The organism is Arenimonas sp. (genome assembly GCF_044348765.1).
Lineage (GTDB): Bacteria > Pseudomonadota > Gammaproteobacteria > Xanthomonadales > Xanthomonadaceae > Arenimonas.
Window position 1 is genome coordinate 17,500 of record NZ_JBIKSE010000021.1, and the last position, 11,761, is coordinate 29,260.

The window sequence follows — 11,761 nt, forward strand, 5'->3', positions numbered from 1 at the left end:
TATCTTTATATCCTGATATAAGGATATATGCCATGAATCTTGACTCCTGGTCGCAATGCCTCAAAGTCCTCGCCGACCCAACACGGGTCAGGCTCCTTGCCCTGCTCGAGCATGAAGAGCTTACCGTGGCCGAACTTTCCGCCATAACCGGTTTGGCCCAACCTCGGGTTTCCACGCATCTGGCCAAGCTGAAGGAATTTGATCTGGTCAGGGATCGACGCTCAGGGGTCAGTGCCTATTACCGATTCAACGACAAGGATCTGGACCCGGCTGAGATTGGACTATGGCAATCGCTACGGGCAGGCACCGATGACCCCTTGCTGCGTCAGGATTTCGACCGTCTAAGTGTCGTGCTTGCCCAGCGCGCCGATGATGAAAATTGGCCGGATGCGGTTGCCGGCGACATGGAGCGGCATTACTCTCCAGGACGCACCTGGGAAGCATTGGCACGCACCGCGTTGCCCCTTATCGATCCTGGTGAGGTGCTCGATATCGCCTCCGGGGACGGCGTACTGGCCGAGCTGTTCGCCCCCTATGCCAAACGCTATGTCTGCATCGACTCCAGCCCGAAAGTGGTTTCCGCGGCCACCGAGCGCCTCAAGAAGTGGCCTTCAGTTTCCGTGCAGAACGCCGACATGCACGCGCTGCCATTTGCAGGGCCGCAATTCGATCTGGTGCTGATGATACATGCCCTGACCTATTCGAAAAAACCGGCTCTTGCCATCGAGGAGGCCGCCCGGACGCTGCGAACCGGGGGCCAGCTGCTGCTCAGCTGTCTGCTGAAGCATGGCCATCGCAGTGCCGTAGAACCCTATGGGCATGAAAATCTGGGCTTCAGCCAGAAAGAGTTGATCCGGTTCGCCGAGAAAGCGGGATTGAGGCTGAAGCATTGTGAAATCGTCAGCCGCGAGCGCCGGGCACCGCATTTCGAAATTGTCATGCTGCTGGCGGTGAAGCCATGATGCTTCCCTGGAAAGACCCGGCGCGTGTCAGCGCGCTTGAAAACGCGCTCTCCCAGCGCATCCTGATTCTGGATGGCGCCATGGGCACAATGATTCAGTCGCATGGCCTGGAAGAGGCGGATTACCGTGGCGAACGCTTTCAGGATGGTTTCGATATCCTCCATGCCTCGGACCATACCCATCATGCCGAATGCGGGTGCGGCAAGGACCTGAAAGGCAATAACGATCTGCTTTCAATAACCCGTCCGGATGTGATTTCCGGAATTCACAGGCAATACTTGCTCGCCGGCGCCGACCTCATCGAAACCAATACCTTCAACGCCACCCAAAGCTCGCAGTCGGATTACCGACTTGAACATCTTGCCTACGAACTGAACCGGGTCTCAGCGCGTTTAGCTAGGGACGCCTGCGATGCCATCAGCGCGGAAACACCGGACCGCCCCCGCTTCGTCATCGGCGTTCTCGGACCGACCTCACGGACTGCCTCCATCAGCCCTGATGTCAACGATCCTGCCTTTCGCAATACTGATTTCGACACGCTATGCGATCATTACCGGGAGGCCGCAAACGGCCTGATTGACGGTGGCGCTGACATTCTGATGGTGGAAACGGTATTCGATACCCTGAATGCCAAAGCCGCTGTGTTTGCCATAGACGAGGTCTTCCTCTCTCGTGGCTGGCGTTTGCCGCTGATGATTTCTGGCACCATCACCGACCGTTCGGGGAGGACCCTGTCCGGCCAGACCGCTGAAGCTTTCTGGTATTCGCTAAGGCATGCCAAACCGATGGCCGTTGGTCTGAATTGCGCGCTGGGCGCCAGAGACTTGCGCGCCCACCTGGACGTGCTCAGCGAGTCCGCCGACACTTACATTTCCTGTCATCCAAATGCCGGCCTGCCGAATGCATTCGGTGGCTATGACGAGAGCCCCGATCAGATGGCGGAGCAATTGCGCGAGTTCGCGCATTCAGGCCTGCTCAACATCGTCGGCGGCTGCTGCGGTACAACCCCTGAACATATCCGGGCCATCGCGGATGCCGTTGCCGGCGCCAGCCCTCGCGCCATTCCGAAACTTCCAGCACTGACACGACTGTCCGGCCTTCAACCTTTCGTGATTACTCCCAACATCAACTTCGTCAATGTCGGGGAACGCACCAACGTCACCGGTTCCGCGCAATTCAAGAAGCTGGTGGTGCAACAGGAATATGACAAGGCCCTATCGGTCGCCAAACAGCAGGTCGACAACGGCGCACAGATCATTGACATCAATATGGATGATGGCATGCTGGACTCGGAGGCGGCGATGAGCCATTTCTTGCGCCTGGTCGCCTCTGAGCCGGATATCGCCCGCGTGCCGGTGATGATCGACTCTTCGAAATGGTCGGTGATCGAAACCGGCCTGAAATGGGTCCAGGGCAAATGCGTGGTCAATTCGATTTCGCTGAAAGAGGGCGAGCCCGAATTCCTCCGGCAGGCCGATCTGATCCGCCGCCACGGCGCGGCCGTGGTCATCATGGCTTTCGATGAAACCGGACAAGCCGAAACATTGGAACGCAAGGTCGCCATCTGCAGCCGAGCCTATGAGCTACTGACTGTACGTCTCAACTTTGCTCCCGAAGACATCATTTTCGATCCGAATATTTTCGCCATCGGCACCGGCATCAGTGAACATAACAGCTATGCTGCCGCCTTCATCGAAGCCGCCGGCGAACTGCGGCAGCGGTTCCCGCTATCGCATGTTTCCGGCGGGGTATCTAACGTCAGTTTTAGCTTCCGTGGCAACACACCGTTGCGTGAAGCCATACATGCCGTATTCCTGTATCACGCCATTCGATCTGGTCTCGACATGGGTATCGTAAACGCCGGTGGGATGCCGCTGTACGATGACCTCGACCCTGAGCTGCGCTCTCTGGTGGAAGCATTGGTCCTGAACACGGATCCCGATGCAACCGAAAAGGTAATGGCACGTGCCGCCGCCTTTCAATCGGCGCGCACCGAAGAAGATCCGGCATTACTGGCATGGCGCGACTGGCCGGTTGCAGACAGGCTTGCACACGCACTGGTGCACGGAATAGATGCGTATGTCGAAATCGATACAGAAGAAGCCCGTTTAGCTGCCGAACACCCTCTGCATGTCATCGAACAGCACCTGATGCGCGGCATGAACACGGTCGGTGATCTTTTTGGGTCAGGTAAAATGTTTCTGCCGCAAGTCATCAAATCGGCGCGGGTCATGAAGAAGTCGGTCGCACTGCTGCTTCCGCATATTGAAGCCTTGAAGGAAACCGGAAGCACGGGCAGCTCTAATGGCCGCATCGTCATGGCTACAGTCAAAGGGGACGTCCATGATATTGGCAAAAATATCGTCGGCGTGGTGCTGGCCTGCAATAATTTTGAAATCATCGATCTTGGCGTTATGGTGCCGGCACAGACAATCATCGATGCCGCCATCGAGCACCAGGCAGTCGCCATCGGACTGTCTGGACTGATTACGCCTTCCTTGGAGGAAATGAGCCATATTGCCAAGGAAATGAAACGCCAGGGCATTGCCCTGCCCCTTCTGATCGGTGGCGCAACCACCTCGCGGGCGCATACCGCACTCAAAATCGCCCCCCACCATGACCAACCGGTGATCTGGGTCAAGGATGCCTCTCGGGCCGTCGGCGTCGCCGCTGCCGTTTGCTCTCCCGAGCAGAACCTGGCGCAGCTACAGGATATTGCCGATGAATATGCCCAGATTCGGTTCAGGCATTCGCTGAAATCCGATGCCAAGGCGCTGGTCACGCTCGAATCCGCGCGAAGCAATGCCCTTCGCATCGATTGGAACTGCCATGAAGTCGCTGCCCCCCTATTTACTGGCACACGAATACTGGATGACATCCCGCTGGATGCATTGACCCCCTACTTCGACTGGACGCCTTTCTTCCAGAGCTGGGAGCTTTCCGGAAGGTATCCCGCTATCCTGGACGATGACGTTGTTGGTAGCCAGGCGCGTGCACTTTACGCCGATGCACAGGACATGCTGGCACGGATCGTTTCCGAAAAATGGCTGCGTGCACGCGCGGTCATCGGCTTTTGGCCGGCTCGAAGTGAAGGCGAGGATGTACAGCTCGAAACAGAGACCGGTTCATACCGGCTGCACTTCCTTCGACAACAGGCGCAGAAACCAGAGTCCCGGCCGAATCTTTGTGTGGCGGACTTCATCGCACCGGAGAAAGATTACATCGGCGCTTTTGCGGTCAACTGTGGTGAGGGTGTAGATGCCCGGGCACGTGCATTCGAACAAGAACACGATGATTATTCCGCTATCCTGCTCAAGGCCCTGGCCGATCGGTTTGCCGAAGCCTGTACGGAATGGCTTCACCGCAAAGTCCGCACGGAATTCTGGCCCTACGCCGATGATGAAGCCCTTGACCATGACGCATTGATCGAAGAGCACTATCAAGGCATTCGACCAGCTCCGGGTTATCCCGCCTGTCCCGATCACAGCGAGAAGCGAAGCCTATTCGCATTACTCGGCGCCGAAACTGCGATTGATCTGCATTTGACCGAAAATTTCGCCATGCATCCCGCATCCGCGGTCAGCGGCTATTATTTCGCGCACCCGCAAAGCCAGTATTTCGTGGTCGGCAGACTCGGACGCGACCAACTGGTCGACTATGCGCAGCGCAAGGACATCACACTGGCCCAGGCCGAAAAGTTTCTAGCAGCGAATCTGGACTACGATCCGGAATGACTACCAGATGAGATTATCTGGAACCTGGAATTTCGGATCGTCATAGCCCTCCGGAAGAGCTTCCTCATTGCCGTCGCAATACAGGGCGACCACGGATGGCAGCAGTACACGCACCGCCAGAACGGTTTCGCGGGCGGTCAGGCAATAACGACCATTGTATTGAACCACGCCTAGCTCACCGGCATTGAGCGCGGTCAGTTGCGTGGCAGTGACGTAAATGCGCTTAATTTTTCCGCCGTAGGAAAAGTGCCGGGCGATATCGGCATCGTCGGCATTCAGAATACCGCCATCAAGCAGCTTGCCGACCTGTTCTTTGGCGGCTTTTTTCTGCTGGGCAGCGATCTGTTTGGCCTGTTCCGCCGCGTCCCGCTCACGCTTTTCCTGCTGGGCTCTGAGGGCAAAGGCCTTAGCCAGATCGATTTCTTCTTGGTTCAGGTGCGGCTTCGGCTTCCCACCATGCCTTGTGCGATCGGTCGTTTTGGGCTGGACCGTCTTGGAAGACGGACGAACCGATGTCTCGGGCTTGCGTTCGGGTTTCAGCGCCTGCTTGAAACCGAGACCGAGCAATTGGTCTTTCAGGGAGTTGCTCATAGGCTCAATAATGGGGCGGCGGCGGTTCGGTTCCGGAGTCGCCGGGAACCATGTTGCGCAGGGCCTTCAGCTCATCGAGCGCGCGGCGAAGCTGCTCGGATTGGCGGTAAACCGCCATGCGCGATTCAGCGAGGGCATCGCTCAACTCACCGAGGGCATGCTCCTGGAAACTCAGGCGCATTTCAAGCTCGGCGATACGGTCCTCGGGACTGCCGGACATGATCAGCTGTTCCGGATGATGCTGCGACCGCGGCCGATACCGTAGTAGGCAATACCGGCCTGTTCGACCGTTTCCGGATCGTAAATATTCCGGCCATCGAACACTACGGCCGCCGACAGCTGCTGCTTGAGCTGGACGAAATCGGGGCTGCGGAAATTCTTCCATTCGGTAACCACAACCAAGGCATCGGCATTCTGCAGTGCGGCGTTGGCGGTTCCCACCAGAATGAGGTCGTCACGCTGACCGAAAATGCGTTCGGCTTCATGCATCGCTTCCGGATCGAATGCCTGGACCTTGGCACCGGCGTTCCACAGACTGGCAAGCAGGTTTCGACTGGACGCAGCGCGCATGTCATCGGTGTTGGGCTTGAATGACAGGCCCCAGACCGCAAACGTTTTACCCTGCAAGCCTTTCTGGAAGTGACGGCTGATCAGCTCGAACAGCTTATCTTTCTGGCGCTCATTGACCGCCTCGACGGCAGCCAGTATATGGGCCTCGTATCCGTACTGGCGGGCAGTGCGTTCAAGCGCCTGCACATCCTTGGGAAAACAGGATCCGCCATAACCGGCACCGGGATAGATAAAACTATAACCGATGCGCGGATCGGAACCGATGCCATGGCGGACCATTTCGATGTCGGCACCGACATGTTCGGCAATATTGGCCATCTCGTTCATGAAGCTTATCTTGGTGGCGAGCATGGCATTGGCCGCATACTTGGTCAGCTCGGCTGAGCGTACATCCATGGCGACGATGCGATCGTGATTGCGGTTGAACGGCGCATAGAGTTTCTTGAGAAGATCAAGCGCCTTGATCGACTTTGATCCGATGACAATTCGGTCAGGACGCATACAGTCTTTGACCGCATCACCCTCCTTCAGGAATTCCGGATTAGACACAACATCGTAGTCAATATCGGCATTACGGGCAGCCAATACGACAGCAATACCCGCCTCAACGCGGTCCGCGGTACCGACCGGAACCGTCGATTTGTTGACCACAACCGCATAATGCGTCAGGTGCCGGCCGATGGTATCGGCCACCGCCAGAACATACTGCAGATCAGCGCTGCCATCTTCATCCGGCGGGGTTCCCACGGCAATGAAGATGATGTCAGCATGTGCCACCGCGGATTCGGCATCAGTGGTGAACTGGAGACGGCCTTCCTGGTGATTCTGCACCACCAGCGGGGTGAGGCCCGGTTCGAAAATCGGAATCTGCCCCTTATTCAGGCCGTCAACTTTGGCACTGTCGATATCCACACACACCACCTGATTGCCCATTTCGGCCAAACAGGTTCCAGTGACCAACCCGACATACCCGGTACCGAATACAGTAACTTTCATGCAGCACCCCTGGCTTAAAACGAGCGGTTATTGGCCGATGGGTATCTGCGGGGCTTCGCCGGCCGGACGCGGTTTGGTTTCCAGCAGTTCGACTTCGAACACCAAGGTCGCATTCGGACCGATGCTCTGCGGACCCTGCTCGCCATAAGCCAGCTCGCTCGGAATCCAGAACTTGAATTTCGAACCCGTTCCCATCAAGGCAACACCTTCGCTCCAGCCTGGAATGACTTCATTGAGCGGAAATTCGACGGGTTCATTACGCTCGTAAGAGCTATCGAACACCTGGCCGTCCAGCAGGGTGCCTTTGTAGTTCACTTTGACGATGTCGGTTGCTCCCGGTTTCGGACCGGACCCCTGGCGCAGCACCTGATACTGCAGGCCGCTTGCAGTGGTTATCACGCCCGGAGCACCTTTATTCTTGGCCAGAAAAGCCTTGCCCGCTTCAAGATTCTTTTTCGGCAATTCAGCAGCTACCTTTTCAGCATGCGCCTGCAACTTGACGCTGAAGGCCTCGCGAATCTGGGTGTGCTGCGCGTCATTGACCAGTGGTTTATCACCCATTTGATCACGCATGCCCTTGGTCAGAAGATCGATGTCGATCTCCTGTTCGATTTCTTTCAGTGATTTAGCGATGTCCATGCCGATCATGTAGCTGACCTGCTTGCGTTCGGAGTTCATTCCGGACAGACCCTTGACGGTTTCCGAACCGGCAGCAGTGCTGGTGATGGCATCGGCCGATTTACCGGCTTCTTCGGTTTTCTCGTCTTTACTGCAGGCGGACAGGCTGACGCACATCAGGACGCCGGCCAGCGCCAGCGCCACGGGTTGCTTGAACTTCATCGGAAATCTACTCCACATTGAGAAGCCACTATTGTCCTTGCAAAAGCGGCTCAGGGCAAACGAAACTTTTGAAACTTACTTGGCGGCCAAGGCCGCTTCGATTTTGGCCACCAGTTGGGCATCATCGGGTTTTACTTTGCTGGGAAAGCTGCCGATGACGTTGCCCTTGCGGTCAATGAGGAATTTGTGGAAATTCCAGCCCGGCTGGTCGCCTGTGACCGCTTTGAAATCGCGGTAAATTCCGGTGGCGTCATTCCCTTTGACATGCACCTTCTCGAACATCGGGAACTTGACACCATAGGTCAAGGTGCAGAATTCCTTGATTTCCTTTTCGCTGCCAGGATCCTGACCCATGAAATCATTGGAAGGGAATCCCAGAACCGCGAATCCCTTGCTCTTATACTTGGCATTCAGGGCTTCGAGCGCCTCGAATTGAGGGGTATAGCCGCATTTGCTGGCGGTATTGACCACCAACAATACCTTACCCGAGTAAGCTTTCTTCAAATTAACCTGCTCTTTTCCCGCTAATGTCCGGTACTGGTGCGCTAAAACATCGGTTTTGGCGTTAGCCACAGCGGAGCCAATCAATAAAGCAAATACGATATATCTTATTGATTTAATTTTCATAAATTTCCCCTCGATGTTATTGCTGAATGGAATGATAACGCGATTAGCCAGTACATGATGAATTTCTTGTTGACATCGAAAAATATACTGTTATAGTTATCTACAACACCTAACACATACACTGCCGGAGTGCCCCATGACAATCTCACTGAAAAACACGCTCATCAGCCTAACACTTTCGGGTCTGCTGGTGTTTGCGGGCTGCCTCAGCGGAGAGAAGCCTGCCAGCCCTTCCGCAGCCGGTTTTTCATCGGCTGGTGCACAAACCGCGGTACAGAGTCAAGCCGATACCGACAAGAACCAAGCCGCCAAGAAAGCCAAGCGTCTATTCAAGACTCCGTATTTCTCATTCGGTAAATCCAGGCTGTCGACAGGAGCCCGCTGATGAGCATTCAATGGAGTGACAACAGTCCGATCTATCGCCAACTGAAAGACAAACTGGTCGGTATGATGCTGGACGGCGACATCAAACCTGGCGAGGCCCTACCCTCGGTCCGGCAAATTGCCGCGGAATACCAGCTCAACCCGATTACCGTATCCCGCGCATTTCAGGAACTGGCCGATGAAAAAGTGGTGGAAAAACGCCGCGGCCTCGGCATGTATATGAGCGAAAACGCCAAAGACCAGCTGCTGTCCAGCGAAAAACAGCGCTTCCTGCAGGACGAATGGCCCCTCATCGTGGCCCGCATCAAGCGCCTGGGCCTGCAGCCTGAACATTTATTCGCATCCAATAAGGGAGAACAAGCATGAGCAGCGTCCTTCACGCTACCGCGCTGAGTAAACATTACGGCAAACAGGCCGCGGTCGACCATATCAATCTCGAAATTCAACCGGGTCGCATCGTCGGCCTGATTGGCCCCAACGGCTCGGGCAAAACCACCACGCTGAAGGCGGCCCTCGGCCTGATTCCATTCGAGGGCGAGTTAAAAGTTCTCGGTTTCGATCCACGCACCCAACGCGATGATCTGATGAAGGAAGTCTGTTTCATTGCCGATGTGGCCGTACTCCCCCGATGGATGCGCGTCCGTGATGCCCTTGATTTTGTTGAGGGAACACATCCCAAATTCGACCGCAGTAAGGCCGACGCCTACCTGGCCAAAACCAAGCTGAAGCCGGCCATGAAGGTCAAGGAAATGTCGAAAGGCATGATCGTTCAGCTGCATCTGGCCATCGTCATGTCCATTGACGCCAAGCTGCTGGTGCTGGACGAGCCGACGCTGGGTCTGGACATCCTCTACCGCAAGCAGTTCTACCAAAATCTGCTGGAGGAATACTTCGATGAAGGCAAGACCATCATCGTGACCACCCACCAGGTTGAGGAAATCGAACATATTCTGAGCGATTTGATTTTCATCCGTGAAGGAAAAATCACCCTGAATACCAGCATGGACGAAATCGCCGAACGCTTTACCGAAGTCATGGTCGGCTCCGAACATTACGCCGCCGCAAAGGCCCTGGGTCCGATCGATGAACGCTCGGTGTTCGGTAAGACCGTTTTCCTGTTCGATGGCATCAACCGCTCCACCCTAGCGCTCCTGGGCGACCTGAAGACTCCGGGAATTGCCGATCTGTTTGTCGCCACCATGAAAGGAACCTACGCATGAACAGCATGAAATGGCTTTTGAAACGCGAATACTGGGAACACATAGGCGGCTACTTCTGGGCGCCGGCGGTGGTTTCCGGGCTTCTGGCTCTGCTGACCATCGGTTCCATGCTGCTTGCGACCGTGGCAGGCAGCCAAGACAGCTTCCATCTGGATGGCAACAATGCCGCCATCAACCTGCAGCAGGCCCTCAACGACATCTCCGATCCGCAGAAGATCGAGTTCGCCAAAGGCCTGGCTGTCGGTTATCCGGCCGTGGCCATGCCGCTGATGTTCACGCTCGGCTTCGTGGTGTTCTTCTACTGCCTCGGCTGTCTCTATGACGAACGCAAGGACCGGAGCATCCTGTTCTGGAAATCGCTGCCGGTTTCCGACCGCGACACCGTGGTTTCCAAGGCCCTGACGGCCCTGGTGGTCGGCCCGATAATTGCCATTGCTTTCGCTCTGGCGCTGTCCCTGGTGGTCCTGTTCACCCTAATGGTGCTGGCGGCGTTCCATGGCCTGAACCTGTTCGGCCTGGTGCTGGGCGATACCAACTTCTATCTGGTCATCGCGCAGATCTTCAGCTTCATCCCGGTCTATGTACTGTGGGCGCTGCCGACCGTCGGCTATCTGATGTTCGTGTCCAGCTGGGCGAAGACCAAACCCTTCCTGTGGGCAGTCGGTGTCCCGGTGGTCGGTGGCGTCATCCTGACTTGGGTGAACACCCTTGCCGGCACTCCCTTCGTGCTGGAAAGCTACTGGAAAATCATTGTGGCCCGCGGCCTGGGCAGCGTGTTTCCTGGATCGTGGCTCGGCCAGGTCGCCGAAACCAACAGCAACATGAATCCGGACAATGCCATCAGCGTGCTACTCGCCAATACCTACAGTCTGCTGGGTACAGCCAACCTCTGGATTGGCGTAGCTATCGGCCTGGCCTTCCTCGCCGGCGCGGTCACGATGCGCCGCTACCGCGACGAAGGCTAAGATGTCATGTGCCGGTGCGGACTTTCCGTCCCGGCTTCCCCCTAACCATTCACAGGAACGATCCGACCATGAAAACCATCCGCTTTCTGCCGCTGGCTCTGCTGACCGCGATGCTCGTCGCCTGCAATGCCGACAACACCGGACAGACCGTCGAAGGCATCAAAGCCGACGTCGCCAAAGGCATCGAAACCGACATGAACAAGGCCATTGCCGAAGCCAAAGCCGACCTGACCGACATCACCGTCATGATGCAGGATGGTGAAACGGCGACCATCACTGCAAACGGCGATCTCAGCATTGCCGGACAAGCGGTGACGCTGAGCACGGAACAACGTGAGCTCACCAAACAATACTATGCCGCGACCAAGCAGATCGCGATGCAGGGTTTGGAAATCGGCAAGGAAAGTGCAAAATTGGCAACCCAGGCCATCGGCAGCGCCATCGGCGGCATCATCAGTGGCAAGAACGGGACCGAAATCGAGAAGGCGGTGGAAGCCAAGGCCGGCAATATCGAGCGCGTCGCCGATAAACTCTGTGCCAGCGCGCTTGAATTGCAAGCCATCGAGACAAAACTAACCACAACCTTGCCGCAGTTCAAACCTGAATCGATGACCGTGGAACAAGGCAAGGACGGCTGCAGTGTGCTCGCCGCGGACAGCATCAACATCAATATGGGTGAATCGACACAGAACGCCGAAACAGCGCCGAAACCCTAATCGGATTTTGCTGAACGAAAAAACCTCGGCCTGCCGGGGTTTTTTATAGCCATCAAACCCCTTTAGTGGTCAGCCGCGCCGGATCAAGCAGCACCCTCAACTCGGCAAGGCTCAAATCGGTCATTTCCTTGGCTACATCGATGACTGGCCGGTTTT

Annotated in this window: 12 protein-coding genes; 7 read left to right on the forward strand and 5 right to left on the reverse strand. The window is 56.2% G+C overall.

Features of this window, described 5'->3' with window-relative positions; genetic code table 11:
- The first annotated feature begins 32 nt into the window (after window positions 1–32).
- Window positions 33–962: a metalloregulator ArsR/SmtB family transcription factor gene (locus ACIQ0Q_RS05045; protein WP_395771860.1), complete on the forward strand. Its 930-nt coding sequence runs from the start codon at window positions 33–35 to the stop codon at window positions 960–962.
- On the forward strand, window positions 962–4,696 hold the full coding sequence (metH, locus tag ACIQ0Q_RS05050; RefSeq protein WP_395771871.1) for a methionine synthase: 3,735 nt from the start codon (window positions 962–964) through the stop codon (window positions 4,694–4,696). Before ACIQ0Q_RS05045 ends, metH begins: the two co-directional genes overlap by 1 nt.
- Here metH and ACIQ0Q_RS05055 read toward each other — a convergent pair whose 3' ends face one another.
- The 5 genes from ACIQ0Q_RS05055 to ACIQ0Q_RS05075 form a co-directional block, all read right to left on the reverse strand.
- Window positions 4,697–5,287, reverse strand: a complete 591-nt coding sequence (locus tag ACIQ0Q_RS05055) for a DUF2058 domain-containing protein (protein WP_395771861.1) — start codon at window positions 5,285–5,287, stop codon at window positions 4,697–4,699.
- A 4-nt stretch (window positions 5,288–5,291) separates the two neighbouring features.
- A complete protein-coding gene (locus tag ACIQ0Q_RS05060) occupies window positions 5,292–5,507 on the reverse strand; it encodes a SlyX family protein (protein ID WP_395771862.1) in 216 nt (71 codons plus the stop codon).
- A gap of 2 nt (window positions 5,508–5,509) precedes the next feature.
- The gene (locus ACIQ0Q_RS05065; RefSeq protein WP_395771863.1) at window positions 5,510–6,853 is read right to left on the reverse strand and encodes a UDP-glucose dehydrogenase family protein; all 1,344 of its coding nucleotides are present in this window, start codon (window positions 6,851–6,853) and stop codon (window positions 5,510–5,512) included.
- A gap of 27 nt (window positions 6,854–6,880) precedes the next feature.
- Entirely contained in the window at window positions 6,881–7,693 is an 813-nt protein-coding gene (locus ACIQ0Q_RS05070; RefSeq protein ID WP_395771864.1) for an FKBP-type peptidyl-prolyl cis-trans isomerase, read from the reverse strand.
- Window positions 7,694–7,768: 75 nt separating this feature from the next.
- On the reverse strand, window positions 7,769–8,320 hold the full coding sequence (locus ACIQ0Q_RS05075; RefSeq protein ID WP_395771865.1) for a glutathione peroxidase: 552 nt from the start codon (window positions 8,318–8,320) through the stop codon (window positions 7,769–7,771).
- A gap of 136 nt (window positions 8,321–8,456) precedes the next feature.
- Here ACIQ0Q_RS05075 and ACIQ0Q_RS05080 point away from each other — a divergent pair, with 136 nt between their 5' ends.
- The 5 genes from ACIQ0Q_RS05080 (at window position 8,457) to ACIQ0Q_RS05100 (ending at window position 11,605) form a co-directional block, all read left to right on the forward strand.
- Window positions 8,457–8,705, forward strand: a complete 249-nt coding sequence (locus ACIQ0Q_RS05080) for a hypothetical protein (protein ID WP_395771866.1) — start codon at window positions 8,457–8,459, stop codon at window positions 8,703–8,705.
- On the forward strand, window positions 8,705–9,070 hold the full coding sequence (locus tag ACIQ0Q_RS05085) for a GntR family transcriptional regulator (RefSeq protein WP_395771867.1): 366 nt from the start codon (window positions 8,705–8,707) through the stop codon (window positions 9,068–9,070). The genes ACIQ0Q_RS05080 and ACIQ0Q_RS05085 overlap by 1 nt, the downstream gene beginning before the upstream one ends.
- Window positions 9,067–9,924: an ABC transporter ATP-binding protein gene (locus ACIQ0Q_RS05090; RefSeq protein WP_395771868.1), complete on the forward strand. Its 858-nt coding sequence runs from the start codon at window positions 9,067–9,069 to the stop codon at window positions 9,922–9,924. Before ACIQ0Q_RS05085 ends, ACIQ0Q_RS05090 begins: the two co-directional genes overlap by 4 nt.
- On the forward strand, window positions 9,921–10,889 hold the full coding sequence (locus ACIQ0Q_RS05095) for a hypothetical protein (protein WP_395771869.1): 969 nt from the start codon (window positions 9,921–9,923) through the stop codon (window positions 10,887–10,889). Before ACIQ0Q_RS05090 ends, ACIQ0Q_RS05095 begins: the two co-directional genes overlap by 4 nt.
- Window positions 10,890–10,957: 68 nt before the next feature.
- Window positions 10,958–11,605, forward strand: a complete 648-nt coding sequence (locus ACIQ0Q_RS05100; protein ID WP_395771870.1) for a DUF2884 family protein — start codon at window positions 10,958–10,960, stop codon at window positions 11,603–11,605.
- Window positions 11,606–11,761: the final 156 nt, after the last annotated feature.

Coding starts and splice junctions, on each gene's coding strand:
- ACIQ0Q_RS05045 (WP_395771860.1), top strand. CDS start 33: ATGAATCTTGACTCCTGGTCGCAATGCCTCAAAGTCCTCGCCGACCCA.
- metH (WP_395771871.1), top strand. CDS start 962: ATGCTTCCCTGGAAAGACCCGGCGCGTGTCAGCGCGCTTGAAAACGCG.
- ACIQ0Q_RS05055 (WP_395771861.1), bottom strand. CDS start 5,287: ATGAGCAACTCCCTGAAAGACCAATTGCTCGGTCTCGGTTTCAAGCAG.
- ACIQ0Q_RS05060 (WP_395771862.1), bottom strand. CDS start 5,507: ATGTCCGGCAGTCCCGAGGACCGTATCGCCGAGCTTGAAATGCGCCTG.
- ACIQ0Q_RS05065 (WP_395771863.1), bottom strand. CDS start 6,853: ATGAAAGTTACTGTATTCGGTACCGGGTATGTCGGGTTGGTCACTGGA.
- ACIQ0Q_RS05070 (WP_395771864.1), bottom strand. CDS start 7,693: ATGAAGTTCAAGCAACCCGTGGCGCTGGCGCTGGCCGGCGTCCTGATG.
- ACIQ0Q_RS05075 (WP_395771865.1), bottom strand. CDS start 8,320: ATGAAAATTAAATCAATAAGATATATCGTATTTGCTTTATTGATTGGC.
- ACIQ0Q_RS05080 (WP_395771866.1), top strand. CDS start 8,457: ATGACAATCTCACTGAAAAACACGCTCATCAGCCTAACACTTTCGGGT.
- ACIQ0Q_RS05085 (WP_395771867.1), top strand. CDS start 8,705: ATGAGCATTCAATGGAGTGACAACAGTCCGATCTATCGCCAACTGAAA.
- ACIQ0Q_RS05090 (WP_395771868.1), top strand. CDS start 9,067: ATGAGCAGCGTCCTTCACGCTACCGCGCTGAGTAAACATTACGGCAAA.
- ACIQ0Q_RS05095 (WP_395771869.1), top strand. CDS start 9,921: ATGAACAGCATGAAATGGCTTTTGAAACGCGAATACTGGGAACACATA.
- ACIQ0Q_RS05100 (WP_395771870.1), top strand. CDS start 10,958: ATGAAAACCATCCGCTTTCTGCCGCTGGCTCTGCTGACCGCGATGCTC.